This is a genomic window from Halodurantibacterium flavum (genome assembly GCF_042681825.1).
GTDB classification, from domain to species: Bacteria; Pseudomonadota; Alphaproteobacteria; order Rhodobacterales; family Rhodobacteraceae; genus Halodurantibacterium; species Halodurantibacterium flavum.
In genome coordinates, this window is record NZ_JBHUGH010000010.1 from 242,594 (window position 1) to 263,202 (window position 20,609).

The 20,609-nt window shown below is 65.0% G+C and carries 20 protein-coding genes, 2 tRNA genes and 1 pseudogene; 13 read left to right on the plus strand and 10 right to left on the minus strand.

What is annotated here, in order from left to right; translation table 11 throughout:
- Positions 1–2: 2 nt before the first annotated feature.
- Together ACFSGJ_RS14080 and ccoS are read left to right on the plus strand one after the other, a co-directional pair.
- Positions 3–2,174: a heavy metal translocating P-type ATPase gene (locus ACFSGJ_RS14080; protein ID WP_390263060.1), complete on the plus strand. Its 2,172-nt coding sequence runs from the start codon at positions 3–5 to the stop codon at positions 2,172–2,174.
- 9 nt (positions 2,175–2,183) lie between these two features.
- The gene (gene ccoS / locus ACFSGJ_RS14085; protein ID WP_390263063.1) at positions 2,184–2,342 is read left to right on the plus strand and encodes a cbb3-type cytochrome oxidase assembly protein CcoS; all 159 of its coding nucleotides are present in this window, start codon (positions 2,184–2,186) and stop codon (positions 2,340–2,342) included.
- Positions 2,343–2,399: 57 nt separating this feature from the next.
- On the opposite strand, the gene ACFSGJ_RS14090 is transcribed toward ccoS, so the two are convergent.
- Positions 2,400–3,956, minus strand: a complete 1,557-nt coding sequence (locus ACFSGJ_RS14090) for a D-alanyl-D-alanine carboxypeptidase family protein (RefSeq protein ID WP_390263129.1) — start codon at positions 3,954–3,956, stop codon at positions 2,400–2,402.
- Positions 3,957–4,391: 435 nt separating this feature from the next.
- Here ACFSGJ_RS14090 and clpS point away from each other — a divergent pair, with 435 nt between their 5' ends.
- Genes clpS through ACFSGJ_RS14105 form a run of 3 tightly spaced genes read left to right on the plus strand, consistent with a single transcriptional unit; the run spans position 4,392 to position 6,599 of the window.
- Positions 4,392–4,739 (plus strand): ATP-dependent Clp protease adapter ClpS, encoded by a 348-nt coding sequence (clpS, locus tag ACFSGJ_RS14095; protein ID WP_390263066.1) that lies wholly within the window; start codon positions 4,392–4,394, stop codon positions 4,737–4,739.
- Between the two features lie 7 nt (positions 4,740–4,746).
- A complete protein-coding gene (locus tag ACFSGJ_RS14100; protein WP_390263069.1) occupies positions 4,747–5,760 on the plus strand; it encodes a methyltransferase in 1,014 nt (337 codons plus the stop codon).
- Positions 5,761–5,792: 32 nt separating this feature from the next.
- A complete protein-coding gene (locus tag ACFSGJ_RS14105; RefSeq protein ID WP_390263072.1) occupies positions 5,793–6,599 on the plus strand; it encodes an SDR family NAD(P)-dependent oxidoreductase in 807 nt (268 codons plus the stop codon).
- Between the two features lie 21 nt (positions 6,600–6,620).
- On the opposite strand, the gene ACFSGJ_RS14110 is transcribed toward ACFSGJ_RS14105, so the two are convergent.
- A complete protein-coding gene (locus ACFSGJ_RS14110) occupies positions 6,621–7,004 on the minus strand; it encodes a hypothetical protein (protein WP_390263075.1) in 384 nt (127 codons plus the stop codon).
- 103 nt (positions 7,005–7,107) lie between these two features.
- On the opposite strand from ACFSGJ_RS14110, the gene hemF reads away from it, so the two are divergent.
- Complete coding sequence (hemF, locus tag ACFSGJ_RS14115) at positions 7,108–7,977, plus strand: oxygen-dependent coproporphyrinogen oxidase (RefSeq protein ID WP_390263077.1); 870 nt, start codon at positions 7,108–7,110, stop codon at positions 7,975–7,977.
- Positions 7,978–7,983: 6 nt separating this feature from the next.
- Here the strand turns inward: hemF and hemE are convergent, their stop codons facing one another.
- Entirely contained in the window at positions 7,984–9,039 is a 1,056-nt protein-coding gene (gene hemE, locus ACFSGJ_RS14120) for a uroporphyrinogen decarboxylase (protein WP_390263079.1), read from the minus strand.
- A gap of 96 nt (positions 9,040–9,135) precedes the next feature.
- On the opposite strand from hemE, the gene hemC reads away from it, so the two are divergent.
- Positions 9,136–10,092, plus strand: coding sequence for a hydroxymethylbilane synthase (gene hemC / locus ACFSGJ_RS14125; protein ID WP_390263082.1), 957 nt, complete (start codon positions 9,136–9,138; stop codon positions 10,090–10,092).
- Here the strand turns inward: hemC and ACFSGJ_RS14130 are convergent.
- Positions 10,089–10,799, minus strand: coding sequence for an arylesterase (locus ACFSGJ_RS14130; protein WP_390263085.1), 711 nt, complete (start codon positions 10,797–10,799; stop codon positions 10,089–10,091). The two genes, hemC and ACFSGJ_RS14130, sit on opposite strands and share 4 nt — an antisense overlap.
- Between ACFSGJ_RS14130 and ACFSGJ_RS14135 the strand changes: the two genes are divergently transcribed.
- From ACFSGJ_RS14135 to ACFSGJ_RS14150, 4 genes are all read left to right on the plus strand, one after another.
- Positions 10,798–11,499 (plus strand): ABC transporter ATP-binding protein, encoded by a 702-nt coding sequence (locus ACFSGJ_RS14135; RefSeq protein ID WP_390263088.1) that lies wholly within the window; start codon positions 10,798–10,800, stop codon positions 11,497–11,499. The genes ACFSGJ_RS14130 and ACFSGJ_RS14135 overlap by 2 nt on opposite strands.
- Positions 11,496–14,021 carry an ABC transporter permease gene (locus ACFSGJ_RS14140; protein WP_390263090.1) on the plus strand — a complete coding sequence of 842 codons (2,526 nt, stop codon included), beginning with the start codon at positions 11,496–11,498 and terminating at the stop codon, positions 14,019–14,021. Before ACFSGJ_RS14135 ends, ACFSGJ_RS14140 begins: the two co-directional genes overlap by 4 nt.
- A gap of 79 nt (positions 14,022–14,100) precedes the next feature.
- Positions 14,101–14,177: transfer RNA gene (locus ACFSGJ_RS14145), tRNA-Met, on the plus strand.
- Between the two features lie 918 nt (positions 14,178–15,095).
- A tRNA-Phe gene (locus tag ACFSGJ_RS14150) sits at positions 15,096–15,170 on the plus strand.
- A 47-nt stretch (positions 15,171–15,217) separates the two neighbouring features.
- Here the strand turns inward: ACFSGJ_RS14150 and ACFSGJ_RS14155 are convergent.
- The 3 genes from ACFSGJ_RS14155 to ACFSGJ_RS14165 are packed head-to-tail and all read right to left on the minus strand — an operon-like array spanning position 15,218 to position 16,791.
- Positions 15,218–16,315, minus strand: a complete 1,098-nt coding sequence (locus ACFSGJ_RS14155) for a tyrosine-type recombinase/integrase (protein ID WP_390263093.1) — start codon at positions 16,313–16,315, stop codon at positions 15,218–15,220.
- On the minus strand, positions 16,315–16,551 hold the full coding sequence (locus ACFSGJ_RS14160) for a hypothetical protein (protein ID WP_390263096.1): 237 nt from the start codon (positions 16,549–16,551) through the stop codon (positions 16,315–16,317). The genes ACFSGJ_RS14155 and ACFSGJ_RS14160 overlap by 1 nt, the downstream gene beginning before the upstream one ends.
- 15 nt (positions 16,552–16,566) lie before the next feature.
- Positions 16,567–16,791 (minus strand): hypothetical protein, encoded by a 225-nt coding sequence (locus ACFSGJ_RS14165; protein ID WP_390263099.1) that lies wholly within the window; start codon positions 16,789–16,791, stop codon positions 16,567–16,569.
- Between the two features lie 141 nt (positions 16,792–16,932).
- On the opposite strand from ACFSGJ_RS14165, the gene ACFSGJ_RS14170 reads away from it, so the two are divergent.
- Positions 16,933–17,355 (plus strand): helix-turn-helix domain-containing protein, encoded by a 423-nt coding sequence (locus ACFSGJ_RS14170; RefSeq protein WP_390263102.1) that lies wholly within the window; start codon positions 16,933–16,935, stop codon positions 17,353–17,355.
- Positions 17,356–17,357: 2 nt separating this feature from the next.
- Positions 17,358–17,648: a hypothetical protein gene (locus tag ACFSGJ_RS14175; RefSeq protein WP_390263105.1), complete on the plus strand. Its 291-nt coding sequence runs from the start codon at positions 17,358–17,360 to the stop codon at positions 17,646–17,648.
- Positions 17,649–17,896: 248 nt separating this feature from the next.
- On the opposite strand, the gene ACFSGJ_RS14180 is transcribed toward ACFSGJ_RS14175, so the two are convergent.
- The 3 genes and pseudogenes from ACFSGJ_RS14180 to ACFSGJ_RS14190 all read right to left on the minus strand — a co-directional run.
- Positions 17,897–19,195, minus strand: a complete 1,299-nt coding sequence (locus ACFSGJ_RS14180; RefSeq protein ID WP_390263108.1) for a hypothetical protein — start codon at positions 19,193–19,195, stop codon at positions 17,897–17,899.
- 353 nt (positions 19,196–19,548) lie between these two features.
- Entirely contained in the window at positions 19,549–20,331 is a 783-nt protein-coding gene (locus ACFSGJ_RS14185) for an RNA-dependent RNA polymerase family protein (RefSeq protein ID WP_390263111.1), read from the minus strand.
- Between the two features lie 175 nt (positions 20,332–20,506).
- Positions 20,507–20,609, minus strand: a pseudogene (locus ACFSGJ_RS14190) (IS5/IS1182 family transposase); the annotation flags it as partial.

The following is a 20,609-nucleotide window of genomic DNA, read 5'->3' on the forward strand; positions in this document are numbered from 1 at the left end:
CGATGACGAGTGCCCTGCGCCCCCCGCCCTCTGCCTGCCCGGCCTGCGCCGTGGTTCCTGCCGCCCAGGCGACGGCCGATCCCGGAGGCCGGATTCTCTTGTCCTTGCCGACGATCCACTGTGCCGCCTGCATCTCGGCGGTCGAAGGGGCGCTGGCGCGGGTGCCGGGTGTCCGGTCGGCCCGGGTCAACCTGACCCTGCGGCGGGCGAGCGTCGATGCGACGCAGGACATCACCGCCGAACCGCTGGTCGAGGCGCTGTCCCGCGCGGGATATGAAGCGCATGAGCTTGACCCGGGCAGCCTTTCGATGACGGAAACCGACCGGCAGGGGCGCGACCTGCTGATGCGGCTCGGCGTGGCCGGGTTTTCGATGATGAATGTCATGCTCTTGTCGGTCGCCGTCTGGTCGGGGGCCGAGGATGCGACCCGCGACCTCTTTCACTGGATATCCGGCGCGATCGCCCTGCCGACGGTTGCTTTTTCCGGGCAGCCCTTTTTCCGGTCCGCCTGGGCCTCGCTGCGGGCGGGGCGGCTGGGCATGGACGTGCCGATCTCGCTCGCGCTTGTGCTGGCCTCGGCAATCTCGGTGTTCGAGACGTTTCACAGCGGCCATCACGCCTATTTCGACGCGGCGGTGATGCTGACCTTCTTCCTGCTTGCGGGGCGCTATCTCGACTATCGCACCCGGGCGGTCGCGCGTTCGGCCGCGCAGGAGCTTGCCGCGCTGGAGGTGCCGCGGGCGGTTCGTCTGTGCGACGGGGCCGAGGAAACCGTTGCGATCGCCGATCTGAGGGCGGGCGATCTGGTGCGGGTCCGCCCCGGCGGGCGGATGCCGGTCGATGGCGCGGTGGTCGACGGCGAAAGCGAGCTTGACCGCTCGCTCCTGACAGGCGAAAGCCTGCCGGTTTTTGCCGGGCGCGGCACCCTTGTCTCTGCCGGCGAGGTCAACCTGACGGGCCCGCTTGTCATCCGCGTGACGGCCGCGGGCCGGGACAGCTCGCTGCACCGGATGGCCGATCTTGTCGCCGTGGCGGAAAGCGCGCGGACGCGCTACACCTCGCTTGCCGACCGTGCTGCCCGGGCCTATTCGCCGGTCGTTCACCTCATGGCACTGATTTCATTCATCGGCTGGATGTATGTCTCGGGCGGGGATGTGCGGCTTGCGGTCAATATCGCGGCGGCGGTGCTCATCATCACCTGCCCCTGTGCGCTGGGCCTCGCGGTCCCGGCGGTGATTACGGCGGCGAGCGGCAAGCTGTTCCGGGCGGGACTGCTGATCAAGGACGGAACCGCGCTGGAACGTCTGGCCGAGGTCGATACGGTCGTGTTCGACAAGACCGGCACGCTGACCCTCGGCACGCCCGAACCCACAAACCTGGCCGATCACCGACCCGAGGCGGTGGCGGTGGCGGCGGCTTTGGGCGCGGGCTCTTCCCACCCGTTGGCGCAGGCGCTGGCCCAGGCGGGCAAGCCCCTGAACCCCGTCCGCATCACATCGCTGCGCGAGGTTCCAGGCTTTGGCGTCGAGGGCGAGTGGAATGGCAGGCGCGTTCGTCTGGGCCGCGCGCAATGGGTCGGGGCCACGCCCCTGCCGGTTACCGCGACTTACCTTTCCTTGGGCGATGCGCCGCCGCTGGCTTTTACCTTTGCGGACAGGTTGCGCCCGGGCGCGGCGCAGGCGGTGCGCGGGCTGGTGGCCCAAGGGTGCGAGGTGCACCTGATCTCGGGCGATGCGACGGGCGCCGTGGCGGAACTCGCCGCACGCCTCGCCATTCCGAACTGGCAGGCGGAAGCGCTGCCCCAGGAAAAGGCCGCGCTGGTTCAGGCGATGGCCGCCGCTGGCCGACATGTGCTGATGGTCGGCGACGGGCTCAACGATACGGCCGCGCTGGCGGCGGCGCATGTTTCGGTTTCGCCGGCCTCGGCGCTCGATGCGGCGCGCGTGGCCTCAGACATCGTGCTCTTGGGCCGCGACATGGCGCCGATTGCCGAGGCACGGCGGGTTGCGGTCAAGGCAGCGCGACGGATCCGCGAGAACTTTGCCATCTCGGGGCTTTACAATGTCGTCGCCGTCCCGATTGCCCTTCTGGGTTTTGCGACCCCGCTTGCCGCCGCATTGGCGATGTCGCTGTCGTCGATTACCGTATCTCTCAACGCGTTGCGTCTGAAGTAGGGGCTGCCCATGAACATTCTGGCGATGCTGATCCCCATCTCGCTGCTGCTTGGCGGGCTTGGGCTGGTGGCGTTCTTCTGGTCCCTGCGAAACCGGCAATACGAAGATCCCGAGGGGGACGCGCGGCGCATCCTTAACCCTGACTATGATGAAGCGCCGAAGGAATGACCGCGCAGGAAAAAGGGCCGGGATGAACCCGGCCCTGATGCGCCGTTTAACGGTGATTTACTGTCCGATGGTAAAGCAGAGCTGATTGCGCGCCTGCAATCTGCGGCAGGCAAGATCGGCCTGTTCCTGGCTGAGCCCCATGAAGGTCGCGTCGAACCCCCCGCTCATCTGGTTGACACGGCGGAGAGAGCCCTCAAGCGCATTCGGTTCCGCCAGCGCAGTGGTGAGCAGCACGCGTTCCGCATCGTTCCGGCTGTTGTAGCGGCCGATATTGATGCCCCAATGGCGCCCGCCCGAGGTGGAGACGCGGGTCACGACCTCCTGGTCGGTTGCGACGGCGGGCGTCGCCTCGGCCAGAACCTCTTGTGGGCGTTCCACCACCTGCGTCGCCGGGCTGACCATCTGGGTCGGTGCTGCGGCAGCGGGGCGCGGGCGCGGCGCGACATAGGGGATCGTGGCAGCGGCGGCCGGGGCCGCGGCGGCGACCTCGAACGGCGCCTCTTCCGATTCCGAGGGCAGGTCGATGATCGCGGCCATATCGGTTGCCACGGCTTCGGCCACGCTTTCCGCAACCGTCTCGGCTGAGGCGAGCGCTTCGGGCCGTTGCGGCGGGGCAGGCGGGGGTTCGATACCGGCACCCTCCTCGACGACCGCAACCTCGGCAAGCACCGAACTGATGTCGTCGCGCATCGCCACCAGAAGCTCGGCCGGCGGTGCGGCGACCGGGCGCGTCGCCGGGCGCGGGCTGCGGGCCACCGCGGTCACGACGGCGGCCGTTCCGCTGGCCGCAGGGGCGGTGTAGCTGGGCAGGGCAGGGCGGTTCACCGCCACCTGCGCCGGGGCGTTGCGGAACCCGAGGTCGAGAAGCTCGGCCACGCGCTGGTTCCGCTGCGCGGTCGAGGTTCCGCCGAACACCGTCGCGATCACGCGGGTGTTTCCACGCTCGGCCGAGGCGACGAGGTTGAAGCCCGCCGCACGGGTAAACCCGGTCTTGATCCCGTCGGCACCGCGATAGCTGTCGAGAAAGCGCGCATTGGTGCTTTGAACCGTGGCGATCCCCGCATCCGCCGAGCGGCGGGAAAAGATGTTGTAATATTGGGGATAGTCGTAGAACAGCCTGCGGCCCATGATCGTCATGTCCCGCGCGGTCGACAGGTGGCCCGAGGCCGTCAGGCCATGCGCGTTGCGGAACGTCGTGCTGTTCATCCCCAGCGCACGGGCGGTCCGGGTCATGCGCTCGGCGAATGCGGCTTCGGAGCCAGATATCGCCTCACCTATCGCGGTGGCGGCATCGTTCGCGGACCGGATCGCCGCGGCGCGGATCAGATAGCGCAGGGCGATCGTCTGCCCCGCCCGGAGCCCGAGTTTCGATGGCGGCTCATTCGCCGCCTTCTGCGAGATGCGCACCTGCGTATCAAGGGTGATCTCGCCGTTCCGGATCGCCTCGAAGGCGATGTAAAGCGTCATCATCTTGGTCAGCGAAGCCGGGTGAAGCCGGGTATCGGCGTTCTGCGCATGCAGAACCTCGCCCGAGCGTGCGTCCATCACCATCGCGGCATAGGGTGCCGCAAGGGCCGCGCCCGGGAGCGCAGCGAGAACGCAAACCAATGACATCGCGACGAAAGTGCGGACAACCTGCCCCACGGACTGTTTCACGCCACTGTCCTTTTCCTGCCAGTGCCCGTAAGTCGGGCTTCTTTTGCTTTTATGAGTGAAGGCTAACACAGCAGATGCAGGCCGAAAAGCACGTAATCCAAAGGATTCAGGCGGAATTCTGCAGTCTCTCAATATCTTGCGGCGCGGGCTTCTTCTACCGCAAGGGGCTGGAGGAAGGTACTCATCCGGAGCGGAAACATGTTGCGGGCATCGTCTTCATTCGGGGTTGTCGATGGCGCGGGCCCCGCGCGAGCCAAATGTTCCAGCGGATTTTCCGCAGCGGCCCCCTGTGGGCCGGCGGGGCTTTTCTTGGCCGCCAGAACCACTATATTGCGCAGCGCGTAACGGTCCCCCGATAGACCCCTGCCCGATAGAACCCTGAATGCCCCGGAGATGCTCTTGACACTTGTGCCCCGCATGATGTCCGACGACAAGGACCAGCGTGACGGCGATGAGTCGATCATCACCAAGACGCGTCCCAAGACGCAGCGCCCGCCGATGTACAAGGTGCTGCTGCTCAACGACGATTACACGCCGATGGAATTCGTGGTTCATGTGCTGGAACGGTTTTTCGGCATGACCCATGCGCAGGCCTTCGAGATCATGCTGACCGTTCACAAAAAGGGGTTGGCGGTCGTTGGCGTATTCTCGTTCGAGGTGGCCGAAACCAAGGTGGCCCAGGTGATGGATTTCGCACGGCGCCACCAGCACCCCCTTCAATGCACGATGGAAAAGGAATAGGCGGCTCATGCTGTCCGATCGCCTGACGCTGGCGCTGCAAAGCGGTCTGCTGGCTTTGCCCGCATCGGGCCGTGTCGCGGTCTTTGGCGCGACCTCGGCCCGCGACCTGGCAGATCTGCCGAGGGGCCGGGTTCAGGTGATCCAGCGGTTCCGCCCCGATCACGACGCGCTGCTGCAGGCCGGTTGGCAGGTGGCAACGGCGCCAGAGGGGGATTACACGGCCGCCATCGTCTGCCTGCCCCGTGCGCGCGCGGCCGCCAAGGGCCTGATCGCCGAGGCTGCGGCCCATCTGCCCCCGGGCGCGCCGCTTGTGGTCGACGGGCAAAAGACCGATGGCGTGGATGCCATGGTGCGGGCCCTGCGCGAGAGGGTCGAGTTTCCGCAGCCGATTTCCAAGGCCCATGGCAAGATCGCGGTTCTGCCCTCGGGGCCGTTCTTTGCCGACTGGGTGGCGCAGCCGGTCCTGCTGGCGGGCGGTTTCACCACGATGCCCGGCGTGTTCTCGGCGGATGGGGTCGATCCGGCTTCGGCCCTTCTGGCGGCGACCCTGCCCGACCGGCTGCCGGCGCGCGTCGCCGATCTGGGGGCCGGCTGGGGCTATCTGTCGCTCGCCGCGCTGGCGCGCGACGGGGTGGAGGAACTGCATCTGGTCGAGGCCGATCTGGTCGCGCTCGACTGTGCCCGGAAGAATGTCGCGGACCCACGGGCGCGGTTCCATTGGGCCGACGCGCGGGCCCATGTGCCGGACGGGGGTTTCGACGCGGTGATCATGAACCCGCCCTTTCACACGGCCCGCGCCGCCGACCCGAAGATCGGCGCCGACTTCATAGCGGCTGCGGCGCGGATGCTGACGACTGCGGGGACGCTATGGCTGGTTGCAAACCGGCATTTGCCGTATGAAGAGCATCTGAAGGCGCGATTCCGCGAGGTGGAGGAGCTTGCAGGGACCCCCGCCTTCAAGATTTACCGAGCCGCCCGTCCGGCGGCCACACCAAAGGGTTCCCGCCCCCGGCGGGCTTGACGGCGCCATCGCGCCCGAACAGAGGTTATCCCATGTCCTTCTCCATTTCTGGCAAATCCGCCATCGTGACCGGTGCGGCCAACGGCATCGGCCTTGCCATCGCCCGCCACCTGGTCGATGCGGGGGCGAATGTCATGTTCGCCGATATCGACGAAGAACGACTGGCCGATGAAGTCGGTGAAGAGGCCCGACAGGAAGGCGCCGTGCGCTATTTCGCGGGCGACCTGCGTCAGAAGCTGACGGTCGCCAACCTTGTTTCGGCGACCATCGACGCCTTCGACAGGGTCGACATCCTGGTGAATGCGAGCCGCCAGATGCTCCATTCCGACCCGTTCAGCGTAGATGACGACGGGGTAGAGACCCTGTTGCAGCAGAACCTGCTGACCGGCCTGCGCCTGAGCCAGGCGGTGGCAAAACGGATGATCGCCCAGGGCAAGGGCGCGGACGAGGAGACGAGCCTTGGCTCGATCATCAACCTGTCGTCGATCGCGGCAAACCGGACCCGGCCCGAGCTGCTGGCCTATTCCGTGAGCGCGGCGGCACTGGACCAGATGACCCGATCCATGGCGGTGGCCCTTGCGCCGCATCGCATCCGCGTGAACGCCGTGGCCTTTGGCAGCGTCATGAGCGCGAGCCTCAAGGAAGCCTTGCGCACGAACGAAGGCTATCGCAGCGCCATCGCAGAAGGCACCCCGATGGGGCGCATCGCCTCGCCGGACGAGGTGGCCGAAGCGGTCCAGTTCCTCGCATCGGAAGGGGCGCGGTTCATGACCGGCCAGATCCTGACAGTCGATGGCGGACGGACGCTGCTTGATCCGGTGGGCTGCGCCGCGCATTAGGCGGCGCTGCCGGCAGACCGCTCATCGCCGCCCGTGCTGCTGATCGCAGGCGGCGATGCTGCTTGCGGCGCGCACCGTCAGTTCCGATTGCTTTGCCCGCAACTGCGCCAGCTTGCGTTCCTCGGCCCGGATGTCGATCGCGGTGGGACGGTCGGTGACGGTCGGCTGCGTGGTGCTGCAGAATGTGAACGGGTTGGTGGGCGAAAGGCAGAAATGCATTCCCGTCCGCACCCCTGGTTCACGGATCAGCGTATACCCGCGATCAAGGTTGACCTCGGTCTCTGCGACCAGGGCGTTGATCACCCTCAGTTCCTCGGTCGCCGCATTGATGCAGCGTTCTCGTGCGTTCGAGCAGGCCGCGAGCGCCAGCGGCGCGATGAGACAAATGGTCAGGGGCAGGCGCATGGATACTCCGAAGGTCTTGCGGAGCGCACAACATAGGGCCAAAGCAGGGCAAAGCCAATTCACGCCTTGCAGAGCGTCAGCATGTCAGAAGGAGGATGCCGGGATGTTTGAAGCCGAGAAGGCCCGGGCCGCGACCTGGTTCCGGAGCCTGCGGGATGAGATCGTGACAGCCTTCGAAGCGCTGGAAGACCGGCACTACGGCGACGCCCCCGCGGGACGCTTTGAACTGCGCGAAACGCGCCGGGCCTCGGACGACGGGTCGGATGCGGGCGGTGGCCTCATGAGCGTCATGCGCGGCGGGCGCGTGTTCGAAAAGGTCGGTGTCAACGTCTCGGAGGTTCACGGACATCTGGGCGAGGCCGCGCAAAAGGCCATGGCCGCGCGCGGTGTGCCGGGCATCGAACAGGACCCGCGTTTCTGGGCCTCGGGTATCTCTCTGGTCGCACATATGCAGAACCCGCATGTGCCCGCAGTGCATATGAACACCCGCATGTTCTGGACCCCCAATGCCTGGTGGTTCGGGGGTGGATCGGATCTCAACCCCTGCATCGAATATGCCGAGGACACGGCGCATTTTCATGACGTGCTGCGCGATCACTGCGCGTCGCATGACCCGGACTATTACCCGCGCTTCAAGGCCTGGGCGGATGAATATTTCTTTATCCCGCATCGGGGCCGTGCGCGGGGCGTCGGCGGGATTTTCTATGACGATCTGAACACCGGCGACTGGGAGGCCGATTTTGCCTTCACGCAGGATGTGGGCCGCGCCTTTCTGCCCGCCTTTCTGGGCGTGGTGGAACGGCGACGCGACCAGCCGTGGACCGATGCCGACCGGGAGGTCCAGCTGATCCATCGCGGGCTTTATGCCGAATACAACCTCGTCTACGACCGCGGCACGAAATTCGGCCTCGCGACCGGGCATGACGCGAATGCCGTTCTGATGAGCCTGCCGCCGCTGGCCAAGTGGGTCTGAGGCCGGTCAGACCCGTCCCGGATCGCGGATCGCGTCGATCATGCGCTGCACGTTGTCAGGATCGGCGTCCGGGGTGATCCCGTGCCCGAGGTTGAAGATATGCGGCCCGCCGGCGAATGTGCGCACGATGTGGCGCGTTTCCTCGATCAGCGCAGGACCGCCGGTGACCAGATGCGACGAGGCGAGATTGCCCTGAACGCATCCGTCCCGCTGCACATGTTCCGCCGCCCATTCCGGCGCGACGGAATTGTCGAGCGCGACGCAATCGGCGCCGGTCGCCCGGGCGAAACCGATATAATTGTCGCCCGCCTCACGCGGGAAGGCGATGACGGGGATGCCGGGGTGGCGTTCACGCAGGGCCGCAATGATGCGGCGGGCAGGTTCAAGCGCATAGCGGCCGAAATCCTCGCCGTGCAACGATCCGGCCCAACTGTCAAAGAGCTTGATGACCTCGGCCCCCGCCTCGATCTGCGCCGAGAGGTATTCGATGGTCCCTTCTGTGATGAGGTCGATCAGCCGCCGGAACGTTTCGCGGTCTTCCTGCATCAGCCGGTGCGCCGGTGCCTGATCCGGGGTGCCCCGTCCCGCGATCATGTAGGTCGCCACCGTCCAGGGTGCCCCGGCAAATCCGATCAACGTCACGGGCGCGGGCAGTTCGCGCCGCAGGATGCGGATCGTTTCATAGATGGGAGAGAGCGTTTCATGCACCTCAGCCACCGGGCGCAGGCGGGTCAGGTCTGCCGATGACGTGACCGTCGACAGACGAGGCCCCTCGCCGGTCACGAACCACAGATCGGCCCCGAGCGCCTGCGGTAGCAAAAGGATGTCGGCAAAGAGAATCGCCGCATCGAACCCGTAGCGTCGGATCGGCTGCAAGGTGACCTCGGCCGCCAGGTCGGGCGTGTAGCACAGCGACAGAAAGTCGCCGGCCCTGGCGCGGGTCGCGCGGTACTCCGGCAGGTAGCGCCCCGCCTGCCGCATCATCCAGACCGGGGGGATGGCCTGTTTCTCTCCGCGAAGGGCGCGCAGGATGGATTTTTCCGGCAAAGGTGTGGCTGACATGTCGGCTCCTCTTTGCCTACGGGCTTCGGGGTTCGGTGGGGCGTTGTCAAGGCGCGGCCAGTTGTCAGGCCGATGTGTCGCGGGTAGGAAGTCGCCATGACCCAGGTGCTTCCTTCCCCCGACCACCCGCTTCGCATCGGTACACGCGGCTCGCCGCTGGCGCTGGCGCAGGCCCATGAAACGCGCGACCGGCTGATGGCGGCCCATGGCCTGCCGGATGCAGCCTTTGAGATCGTCGTGATCCGCACCACGGGCGACCGGGTCATCGACCGCCCGCTCAAAGAGATCGGCGGCAAGGGTCTCTTTACCAAAGAGATCGAGGAGGCGCTCTTGTCCGGCGGCATCGACATTGCCGTTCATTCGATGAAGGATATGCCGGTGGCGCAACCCGCCGGGCTGGCGCTGGACTGTTACCTGCCGCGTGAGGATGTGCGCGACGCGTTCGTGTCCTTCCGGCATGGCGGCGTCGCTGACCTGCCAGAGGGTTCTGTCGTGGGCACGTCGAGCCTGCGTCGCCGCGCCCAGCTGTTGAACCGCCGGCCGGATCTGCAGGTGGTGGAGTTCCGGGGCAACGTCCAGACCCGGATGCGCAAGCTGGAAGAGGGCGTGGCCGTCGCCACCTTTCTTGCCACCGCCGGGCTGAACCGTCTGGCGATGTCCGATGTCCCCGCCCGTCCGATCGAGACGGAACTCATGCTGCCCGCCGTCGCCCAGGGCGCGATCGGGATCGAGCGGCGCGAGGATGATGCCGGCGCTGCCGCGCTTCTGGCGGCCATCCACGACCATCCGACGGGGTTGCGCCTTGCTGCAGAGCGGGCATTTCTCGCCGAGCTTGACGGGTCATGCGAAACGCCGATCGCCGGTCTTGCGGTGCTGGAGGATGACAGGCTCTGGCTGCGGGGGGAAATATTGCGGCCCGATGGGTCCGAGGCTCTGTTCGATGAGGTGCGGGTGCCTGTCGGTCAGGGTGCGGCCGCAGGCCGGGATCTGGCGCGCAATCTTCTGGACCGCGCGCCTTCCGGATTTTTCGACTGGCGCGAAGGCGGGGCCTAACCTTCTTCGGCCCGATCCAGAAGTTCGAGCACCGTCGGCCCCATCGCCTCGACGATCAGATCGATGCCGCGCGCGCTCGGATGGATATGGTCGTCCTGCATGAGATCGACAAAGCTTTCACCCGCATCGGCCTTTTCCATCATCGGCTGCAGCATGTTGGGATAATGCATGACCTCGTATTCGGCGGCGAGATCGGGATACATCGCCTCGAACGCCTGCTGAAACTCGGGGCCATAGTTACCGGGCGCCACCAGACCGACCAGAAGGACCGGCAGGTCGCGTGACGCCGCCGCATCCAGAATGGCGGAAAGGTTTTCGCGGCTGCTGGCCGGGTCGATCCCGCGCAAGAGGTCATTGCCCCCAAGCGCCACGATCATCGCGTCGGGTTCATCGGCCAGCGCCCATTCCACCCGCGCGCGGCCCCCTGCGGTGGTATCGCCGGAAACGCCGGCGTTGATCACGCGCACATCCCGCCCCTGATCGCGCAGCCAGGCCTGCAGCCGCGGGACGAACCCCTGATCCGCCGGCAGGCCATATCCTTGGGTCAGACTGTCCCCCAGCGCCAGAAGCCGCGTTTCCGCCGCGGCCATTGCGGGAAGGAAAAATGCGGATGCGGCAATCAGTGCTGCAACGCAGCGGTTGCGCAGGGGGCGGTACGTCCCATATCCCTTGGCAGACAGGGTGGCGAAAAGGCGAGCGGGCTTCATGGACGATCCTATTCTGATGCTTCGTGACGTGCGGCTCACGCTGCAGGGCAATGCGGGGCCGGTGGAAATCCTGCGCGGCATCACGCTCGACGTCGCGCGCGGAGAGACGCTGGGGATGATCGGTCCGTCCGGGTCGGGCAAGTCGTCTCTCCTCATGCTCATGGGCGGGCTGGAACGCGCCACTGCAGGCGGGGTCCATGCGCTGGGCCATGACCTGACGGCCATGAACGAAGACGCGCTTGCCCGCTTTCGCAGGGGGAATATGGGGGTGGTTTTCCAATCCTTCCACCTTATCCCGACGATGACGGCGCTTGAAAATGTCGCGACCCCGCTCGAACTCGCCGGTGTCACCGATGCCTTTGACCGGGCCGAGGCGGAATTGCGCGCCGTGGGCCTCGGCGACCGGCTGGATCATTACCCGACGCAGATGTCGGGCGGGGAACAGCAACGCGTGGCGCTGGCCCGGGCGGCGGCACCGCGCCCGGCGATCCTTCTGGCGGATGAGCCGACCGGCAATCTGGACGGATCGACCGGGCAGGCGATCATGGACCTTCTCTTTGGCTTGCGCGACCGGCACGGGGCGACGCTGATCCTTGTCACCCACGCGCCGGAACTCGCGGCGCGCTGCGACCGGGTGGTCCGCCTGCGTGACGGCCGCATCGAGGGAGAGGAACGACATCTGCGCGGGGCCGCGGAATGAGCGCGGCGCTGCGCATCGCCCGCCGGGAATTGCGGGGCGGGTTGCGAGGGTTTCGTGTCTTTCTGGCCTGCCTGACGCTGGGCGTCGCGGCCATCGCCGCCGTCGGCACGATCCGCGCGGGGCTCGAGGCGGGGTTGCGCGATCAGGGTGCGGTCCTTCTGGGGGGCGATGCCGCGCTGAGCTTTACCTATCGCTTTGCCGCACCCGAGGAGCGCGCCTGGATGGAGGCGAACGCGCAAGAGGTCTCGGAAATCGTCGATTTCCGCTCGCTCGCCACGGTGGGCGAGGGGACGGGGGCGGACCGGGCGCTCACGCAGGTCAAGGCGGTGGACGATGCCTATCCGCTGCTCGGCTCCGTCGTGCTGGACCCGCCGATGGAGATCGGCGCGGCGCTGGCGGGCGACGATCTTCCCGGCGGCATAATGGACAGCCTGCTTGCCGACCGTCTGGGGATTGCGCCCGGTGACGTCTTTCGCCTTGGCGTGCAGGACTTCCGGCTGAGCGCCATTCTGGTGTCCGAGCCCGACAGCAGCTCGGGCGGTTTCGGACTCGGCCCGCGCACCATCGTTGCCACCGAGGCGCTGGCCAATTCGCGGCTTCTGGGGCCGGGGACGCTCTATGATACCCGCTATCGCCTGCGGTTGGCCGAGGATGCGAACCTTGCGGCGCTGCGGGCCGAGGCACTGGCCCAGTTTCGTGACAGCGGCCTGCGCTGGCAGGACAGGCGCAACGGGGCCCCCGGCATCCAGCGGTTCGTGGAACGGATCGGCGCCTTTCTGGTCCTGCTGGGCCTTGCCGGGCTTGCCGTGGGCGGCGTGGGCGTGTCGGCCGCGGTGCGCGCCTACCTGGATGGCAAGACGCCGGTGATCGGCACGCTCAAGACGCTGGGCGCGACGGGCGGCATGATCTTTGGCATCTATGCGGCGCAGATCGGGGTCTTGACCGCGCTTGGCGTCCTTTTGGGCCTGATCTTGGGCGCGGGGGTCCCGTTGGCCCTTGCTCCGGTGATCGAGGCGCGCCTGCCCATCCCGGCGAACTTTGCGCTTTATCCCGCGCCGCTGATCGAGGCCGCGCTTTACGGCTTTCTCACGGCGGCGCTTTTCACGCTCTGGCCCTTGGCGCGGACGCGCAAGGTCCGGGCGGCGGCGCTGTTTCGCGGGACCGAGGCGATGGGCGGCATCCGGCCCGGAGCAGTGTGGATCGCGCTCAGCGCCCTGCTGCTTGCGTTGCTTGTCGGATCGGCGGTCTGGTTTTCCGGCGTGCCACAGCTTGCACTCGGCGCTGCCGGGGGGGTGATGGGGGCGCTGGTCATCCTTTGGCTCGCGGCGATGGCGATCAGCCGGCTGGCCCGGCGCGGGGCGCGGTCGCGTGCGGTGCGCGGCTGGCCCGCCTGGCGTCTGGCGCTTGGGGCCGTGGGCGGCCCCCGGTCCGAGGCGACATCGGTCATCCTTTCGCTCGGACTGGGGCTTGCCGTGCTGGCGGCGGTGGGGCAGATCGAATGGAACCTGCGTCAGGCCATTCAGGGTGACCTGCCTGACCGCGCGCCTGCCTATTTCTTCGTCGATATCCAGAACGACCAACTGGAGGGCTTCCTGCAGCGGCTGGATCAGGATCCGGCGGTCAGCCGCGTCGACACGGCGCCCATGCTGCGGGGCATCCTGACCCAGATCAACGGCCGGCCGGCGCGGGAGGTTGCGGGCGATCACTGGATTCTGCGCGGTGATCGCGGCGTGACCTATTCCGATGCCCCCACGGCGGAAACCGTCGTGACCGAGGGCAGCTGGTGGCCCGAGTATTACGACGGCCCGCCGGTGATCAGCTTTGCCGCCGAGGAAGGCGCCGAGATGGGCCTGAGCCTGGGGGATGAGATCACGGTGAACATTCTTGGCCGCGACATCACCGCGACCATCACGAGCTTCCGCGAGGTCGATTTTTCGGCCGGCGGCATCGGCTTCGTCATGTCGATGAATCCGGGCGCTCTGGCCGGGGCGCCGCACACCCATATCGCGACGGTCTATGCCGATGAGATGGCCGAGGCCGCGATCCTGCGCGACCTGGCCGGGGCCTATCCGAACATTACCGGCATCCGGGTCAGGGACGCCATCGATCAGGTTGCGGGGGCACTGGGGGGGATCGCCACGGCGACCGCCTATGCGGCTTCGGCAACGCTTCTGACCGGGTTCATCGTCCTGATCGGGGCTGCGGCGGCGGGTGAGAGGGGACGGATATTCGAGGCGGCGGTGCTCAAGACCCTTGGGGCCACGCGCGGGCGCATCCTTGGCAGCTTTGCGCTTCGCTCTGCGCTTATGGGCGGAGCTGCCGGTCTGGTCGCGGTGGCGGCGGGGGCGCTCGCCGCCTGGGCGGTGATGCGTTTCGTGATGGAGGCGCCCTTCCGGATCGAGCCGATATCGGCCACAGCCATCGTTCTGGGCGGGGTTCTGGCGACTCTGCTCGCCGGTCTGGTCTTTGCTCTCAGGCCGCTTGCGGCCCGGCCCGCCCATGTGCTGCGTGTGGCCGATTAGGCGGATGGATTTGCCGGTCGGGGGACGGTTTTTCCGCTTGACGCGGCCCGGCCCCTCTTTTACCTAGCGCGCACCCAGTGGCGGAGTAGCTCAGTTGGTTAGAGCAGCGGAATCATAATCCGCGTGTCGGGGGTTCAAGTCCCTCCTCCGCTACCACGTTACCGCCGCTCTCCTGAGGCCCATATCGGGAGAGAGGTTCGCGGCTTCCAAAAGCTCCGACAAACCGTCCTCCGGCATTATCTTGAAACCCGTCTCCTCTGGTGTGGCCAGAAGCTTCGGGATCAGGTGCCTGATCCGTTCGACTGCATCTTCGCTGTCCGGGGATATCCCTGCCGCGTGCACACCCTCCAGATCGCCGCCATGGCTCTCGGTGTGGCGGCCTCGTACCGGCGCAGTGCGGCGGGATGCAGGCCCAGACCTTGCGGGCCTCCGGGCACGAATGCCGACTTGCCTCACTTTATTTTTGCCGCGCAGACAGTTTAAGCATCTGTGCGCCGATCACATCGGTCGGCAGGCGTCCGGCCAGGTCATCTTCCAAGCTCGGTCGAGGCGCCTTCTGATCTGCGCAAGCTTGTTCTTCCGAACGATGTGCTGCCACCGCTTGCCCGCCGCCGCACGTTGGCGCTCTTGCTGATGGGCTACGGCGAACTCCCTCAACAGATGCGGGGCCTTGAGGGTGCTGCATGGGGCCGCTCAGCACCGCAGCCTTGTCCATGTAGGAGATGCGGTTGTTGCAGCACGCGTCCGATTCGCGCCGCGTGCCGCAATTGGGCCGGGCGCGCCGTGACGCAGTCCTTCGACAGTCCGCCGCCGCAGAACCGTTTCTTGCAGATCAACGTGGCTGCACTGCGGCCCGCGCGCCGCGTCCGCGCCGCTTCATCATCCCCCCGTGGTCGTGCGAAGGATGATCCCGTGTTCCAACCGTCGTCGAGGCGGGACTATTTCAGCGGCTTGCCGGGAATTGCAGGAGGATCGCGAGGTTCTCTGATCGGCGAAATTTTTCGCCTGACCCTCTGGACAGCCCCTGCCGCCCCGACTAATACACCCCAACCCAGAGCGGCGACGCTCTCCCGTGCCCGGGTAGCTCAGGGGTAGAGCAGTGGATTGAAAATCCTCGTGTCGGTGGTTCGATTCCGCCCCCGGGCACCACTTAACAAGCTGAAATGGTTGGGTTTTGTGGTCATGTCTGGTCCTTGTCAGGGTCGGGTTTGACGCTTTTCGGCGACAGGTTTGACAATCTTCGCGCGTCTTGCGTTCTCTTTTTCCAGCGTCGCCATCGTCTCGCGGTTCTTGTCGGCAAGGTTCGCCGACCGCGAATAGTGCCGGGCCATGGACGGCGTTTTCTGCCCCAACAGGTCCGCGATGCGCCGCTCATCGAGTCCCGCCTCGCGCAGCGTCGTCGCCACGGTATGGCGCAGGCCCTTCAGAGTGAGGCCCGGGGCGATCAGCCCTTCCTCCTCCAGCCCCGCCTTGAAGCGGTGCCAGACGGTCGAAAAGCCGTTGTAGGTCCAGGCCGCGCCCTGTGAACTGGCCAGCACGGTAGCCGCCTCATGCGCGGGGATGCTGTCGAGGGCCGCCTGCAGGGTCGGGCTGACGGGAATCGCCACCTCCTCGCCTGTCTTGCCACGCACGCCCCAGATCGTGTCACCGTCGATCTGGTTCTTGCGCAGCTTCAGCGCGTCCGAGGGATCAAGGCCAGTGTTCATCATCAGCGCCAGCGCCACCCGCACATGCGGCTTGGCGCGGGACAGGACGATGTCGCGCTCCTGGATCGTCCATGGCCGGTTGGCATAGGCGCGGTCGCGGGGGCGGCGCTTGGGGATCACGTCCTTGGCGTAGTTCGCGGCGATCAGGCCCTGCGGGATGGAATGGCGGAACACCTCGCTCAGCAGGGTGCGTACCATGTTGGCCCGCCGCCAGCCAATCTTTTTCGCGGCCTTGTCGTGGATACCGGCTATCAGCGGCGTGTCGATCACATGGACCGGCGTGTCGCGGATGGGGGCAAGGAAATCCGCGCATTTGCGGTAGTCGCGGCGCGTAGCCTCGGCCAGATTGGCGAAATGCCCGGTCTCGAAATAGCCCTTTATCAGCCCGCCAAGGGTGCCCGCGCGAGGGCCTTTCTCTTTCTGTGCCACTGCGATGGCGCGGATCGTCTCGCATTGCGCGAGGAATTCGGCCGACCCCAGCGGGGCCTCGCTCAGGTCGATCTTGTGGCCTGTCGCGCGGTGGTAGCAGCGCATCCGGCCGTGACGATCCTTGAATATCTTGAACCCCTTGACGCGCACATGGGTCATCACAGCCGGTCCAGGATGTCGTCGCGCGTCATCTCGATGTGGTCGGCCTTCATCGTGTCGATCCAGCGGTCGATGTCGCGCCGGTCCCACAGCAGGGTGCCCCGCGCCAGCTCGACAGGCCGCACCGGGCAACTTGCCTTGAAATGTTTGATGGCAAGGCCGGTGTAGCTGGCGGCCTCGGATTGTTTCAGCATGCGCTTGTCGATCACGCTGATGTTGAGATTGGTCGTGCCCATCGGCTCTCCCCCTGATCAATTCACACTCGACACCGAACCATCCCTCTCACTCTCGTCCCCGCGCAGCTTGGTCGCGCGCTTCTGGAACCGCTCCCAGCCGGTCATGGTCAGCAGGCGGGTCTTGGGCGTGATCTCGACGAACTCGAGCCGCCCGTCGTTCATCAAGGCACGAATCTGCGCCGTGCTGAGCCCCACAAGGGCGCCAAGTTCCTTGGGCGACAGCAGCTTTTCCTGTGACAAACCTCTCTCCTTTCTTGCAAATGGACGAAAACGCATTGAATGCGGTGCCGCGCCGTGGTTCGATGGTGGAGCGCAGACGTTAACGCACAAACGTGCATTTATCTGCTTTTATGAGTCATTACAAGCTGATTGATGTCAAGAATGGTGAATCGTTCGGATACCTACCTCGGCGGCCTCGGCGCGCGCATGGCGATCGCGCGCAACGAGCTTGGCCTGTCGCAGGCCCGCATGGCTGCGGAGCTTGGCATGTCGCAGCGCGCCTATCAGAGCTACGAGACCGGCAAACGCTCGATGCCGGTCGAGGCGCTGGTCGACATGCACCGCCAGTTCGGCGTGGACCTGAACTGGATCCTGCTGGGGGTCGAAGCTGTGCGCCCAGGCCATGACCTTGCCGCGCTGGAAGGGTTCGAGACGGCGCTCGACCGTCATTTGAGCGTGACCGGCATCCGCCTGAAAAGCGAGAAGCGCGGGGCGATCGTGGCGCGCTGGTACCGGTCGTTCCTGGAGGGGAAGGAAATCCCGATGGACGACGTCCACACCTGGATCGAATTGTTGAGAGAATGATGATGGAAATCGAAAAGAGCGACGCGTGGCAACGGCACCAGCTGGCGACGTTGGAGCGGATGCAGCGGGATCTGGCGCGCTATACCCATCCGGTGATCCGCGTGGTGGGGCTGTGCGGGGTGGCCTATCTGGCGAGCTGGGCGGTGGTGATGGTGCTTGGGGCTGCTGCCGGGGCGATGGCGGTCGTGGCGGCAGTGTCTGCGGCTGTGCTGGTGCTGGGTGCACCGGCCTTTGCCCTGGCGGTCGGGATGGAGCGGTATTTTCGGGGGCGGGTAGAAGACCACATGAGTTAAGAGCAAGCGCTTCGCGATCGGCCCAATCCGGCCATTCGAAGCGACTGCCAGTGCGGCAGCGCAGCGTCACCGAAGCGGCCGCTCATCCCCGCCGCCGCGTGTCCAACGACCCGAGGCCGGCAGAGCGGACACGCAGCGAAGGACAGCCTTCGTGCGCTTGCTCAAACTGCGTGATTTTTTCACCCCCGATCGACGCCCTTAGCATCAAGGGCTTATGGCGTGCATAAGTCACATGCAAATCAACGCATCTATTCCTCTGACGGTATATCGAGGTGCATGACCTTGTAGATGCAGTTCTGCTGGACGCACCAAGTGCCGCCGTCATCGGTCGGCATAGCCGGGTCGCCGTTCGGCAGGTAGCAGACGGCCGTCGCATTGATCCGGCCTTCGACCGGCCCCTTGAGCGTTTTGCCGCGCACGTCCAAGGTCACGTCTGCGCGTGCTTGGTTAGCTTGAACAACTTTGACCAAATCGAAATCCAGAAGCTCGATAAACTCGCAATCCCGACGCAGTTCGCCTGCCAGCGCGCGCGGTGACTTGTCCGCCAGATTGACCGCGTGCGCGGCCATCATGCCGTAGTTCTTGGCTTTCCAACCCGAAAAGAACCGCTGGAACGCTTCGCCTGGTGATCCTGGCTCGAATGGCTGATCGAACGGGGCAGTCAGAACGACAGGCACCCAAGCATTGAGCTTCCGCTTATCCTCCTGCGTCTTGCGGAGCTTCGAGAGCGAGCCTACCAGTGTTTGCTCCTGTTCAGTCTCGTGACGGTTCCGCCGCGCCTCTTCATCGACCTTGTCGCAAGCCCAATCGACCAAAGCGATGAGTAGTAGCCAAGCTTTGCAGCAAACCGCTTTCGAGGCGTAATTGACCGACCTGCCGTGCAGAATTCCATGCCGCATGGGCAGCGAGAGCACATCGTCAGACGACTTGCGCACCCCCTTGGTCACGAGCTTGATCAGCTTCGGAAGCGAAGTAGGGTGCCCGGTGATTGAATCGAAGCACGACAGATCAGCATCCTTCTCAAACGGACTGCCGCCAAGAACGTCGGACGCCAGACCATCACAGACGATCAGGATCAGCGGCACCGCTGAGATGTACCGTTCTTCTTTGTAGAGGCTCAGCGCTTCGACCATCTGGTGATAGCGCGCTTGCGCTTTGTTGAAACGTTTGCCACGCGTGATTGCAAAGAGCCGAATTCTGTCCTCGGTGAACCACGATAGTATTTCGGCTTCAGCAGCTTCGCTGTTACCCTCCCGTGAATGGGCGAGCGCGTTTCGCATTACTTCTGGCGACAGTGCTCCGGTCGCGATCCAGCCCTGGTTGGCGAACTGTGCGTTGAACTCATCCGGCAGAGTTAGAATGTTGGCGTGATCCTGTAGTTCCAGCGCTGATTTCTGAAGTTCGCTAATGATTTCAGGGGATAAACCGAGCAATTTCAAGAAGTCTGGCCCTGCTGCCATGACATCCACAAGGGGTAGCATGGCAGCCAGATTTGCAGCACTTGGGTTTTCGGCGATCTTGCCGCCATCCTTCTTGCTCCCAGCCATAGTGACAATGCCTCATGTTGATCTGTCGAAAGCAGAGATATCTAAATGTAGCGCGACGAAAACCCTTACAACTTTCGCATGCGTAATGCGGTCAGTCCTCGATACGCGCCCGTGCAAATTTCTCGATTTTTGCACGCGAGCTTTAAGGAAGAAGACCTCTGGCTGAATACTATCGAATGAGCAACCTGGGTTCGAACCGGTCATGCGGTGCTGTAGCGTGCCGCGTACCAAGCTTGGCGGAGCAGCATGGCGCGCAGTCGGCGGGCCGACAAGAAGGCAGATGCCGTGACGTCTTATGCCCCGACAACGGCACATTCACCCACGCGCGGGAATCTTCTATTGGGCGATCAGCACTAGAAGGGGATAGCGGCGATCTCTTCCATACGTTCTTCTTTCTCTTCGTCCGTAAAGTATCGCAGACCAGACACGTCCACCGTCAAGCGTGCTACATTCGCACGAAGTGCTTTCTCGCGTTTCTGCCGAACAGAGTTCATTTCATCGGCAAGCTTCCGTCCCCTTTGGGATGCCTTGCCCACAACATGTCGAATTCCACCGAGATGCGCGAGTAAACGAATCGCCGCCATGTCCAGCGCGTCGAATGATTCAGCAGCCTTAAATTCGTCCCAGAGTTCCTTGCTTCGTAACTCTAGGCGGCGGGGAACTACAAGCTCTGAGCCAACCACCCCAACGCCAGTGATAAACACGACACGGTTCCCTGTTCGCATTCGAAGTTTGTGCGACCGCAATCCGCTCTTCGAAACGATGGCCCGAATCTTGGCGCGAAACTCCCCGGGAATGCAATCGCCGGAGATCGTTAAGTCATCGACCCACACGGTGTAGCTGAGGTCATATTCTGAACACAGGTTCGCAATCGCATCAAACATTGGCCGGTGTACAATAGACGCCAAGACTGGCGTCAGCGGGGAGCCGAAGCACGCTCTGTCGTCTGCCGTGGCCAGGTGGGCGATCAATCCCGCAACGTCGGCGGCCATTCCGAATTGCCCGACCAGAGCGTTCCGGATCATACCACGCGTCGTTGAAGGATAGAATTGCTTGATGTCTAGAGTCAGATATTCCGCAGCGTTCATATGCGCTTCGGCGTTGTCGCGCTGCGCTTTACCGACACGCGGGCTCATGAGGTAGCTTGGTTGATAGATCTTTGCGAGTTGGTACTTCAGTCGTTCATGCACGCCGCGTAGCCGGGACTCGGGATACACCAAATTACGCGTCTTCCCACCTGACTCGATTGATCTCCGAACAAGGAAGCGCTCCTTGAACCGTGGGGTGGCTAGGCTCCAGACTCATTGATTTTCAAAGCCAGAAGATGACGGTTGCGGCGAGAGCGACGGCGGAGAGGAAGGTCGTGGCGCATCTGTCATAGCGTGTGGCGATACGGCGCCAGTCCTTCAGCCTG

Coding starts and splice junctions, on each gene's coding strand:
- ACFSGJ_RS14080 (WP_390263060.1), top strand. CDS start 3: ATGACGAGTGCCCTGCGCCCCCCGCCCTCTGCCTGCCCGGCCTGCGCC.
- ccoS (WP_390263063.1), top strand. CDS start 2,184: ATGAACATTCTGGCGATGCTGATCCCCATCTCGCTGCTGCTTGGCGGG.
- ACFSGJ_RS14090 (WP_390263129.1), bottom strand. CDS start 3,956: ATGTCATTGGTTTGCGTTCTCGCTGCGCTCCCGGGCGCGGCCCTTGCG.
- clpS (WP_390263066.1), top strand. CDS start 4,392: ATGCTCTTGACACTTGTGCCCCGCATGATGTCCGACGACAAGGACCAG.
- ACFSGJ_RS14100 (WP_390263069.1), top strand. CDS start 4,747: ATGCTGTCCGATCGCCTGACGCTGGCGCTGCAAAGCGGTCTGCTGGCT.
- ACFSGJ_RS14105 (WP_390263072.1), top strand. CDS start 5,793: ATGTCCTTCTCCATTTCTGGCAAATCCGCCATCGTGACCGGTGCGGCC.
- ACFSGJ_RS14110 (WP_390263075.1), bottom strand. CDS start 7,004: ATGCGCCTGCCCCTGACCATTTGTCTCATCGCGCCGCTGGCGCTCGCG.
- hemF (WP_390263077.1), top strand. CDS start 7,108: ATGTTTGAAGCCGAGAAGGCCCGGGCCGCGACCTGGTTCCGGAGCCTG.
- hemE (WP_390263079.1), bottom strand. CDS start 9,039: ATGTCAGCCACACCTTTGCCGGAAAAATCCATCCTGCGCGCCCTTCGC.
- hemC (WP_390263082.1), top strand. CDS start 9,136: ATGACCCAGGTGCTTCCTTCCCCCGACCACCCGCTTCGCATCGGTACA.
- ACFSGJ_RS14135 (WP_390263088.1), top strand. CDS start 10,798: ATGGACGATCCTATTCTGATGCTTCGTGACGTGCGGCTCACGCTGCAG.
- ACFSGJ_RS14130 (WP_390263085.1), bottom strand. CDS start 10,799: ATGAAGCCCGCTCGCCTTTTCGCCACCCTGTCTGCCAAGGGATATGGG.
- ACFSGJ_RS14140 (WP_390263090.1), top strand. CDS start 11,496: ATGAGCGCGGCGCTGCGCATCGCCCGCCGGGAATTGCGGGGCGGGTTG.
- ACFSGJ_RS14155 (WP_390263093.1), bottom strand. CDS start 16,315: ATGACCCATGTGCGCGTCAAGGGGTTCAAGATATTCAAGGATCGTCAC.
- ACFSGJ_RS14160 (WP_390263096.1), bottom strand. CDS start 16,551: ATGGGCACGACCAATCTCAACATCAGCGTGATCGACAAGCGCATGCTG.
- ACFSGJ_RS14170 (WP_390263102.1), top strand. CDS start 16,933: ATGGTGAATCGTTCGGATACCTACCTCGGCGGCCTCGGCGCGCGCATG.
- ACFSGJ_RS14175 (WP_390263105.1), top strand. CDS start 17,358: ATGGAAATCGAAAAGAGCGACGCGTGGCAACGGCACCAGCTGGCGACG.
- ACFSGJ_RS14180 (WP_390263108.1), bottom strand. CDS start 19,195: ATGGCTGGGAGCAAGAAGGATGGCGGCAAGATCGCCGAAAACCCAAGT.
- ACFSGJ_RS14185 (WP_390263111.1), bottom strand. CDS start 20,331: ATGAGCCCGCGTGTCGGTAAAGCGCAGCGCGACAACGCCGAAGCGCAT.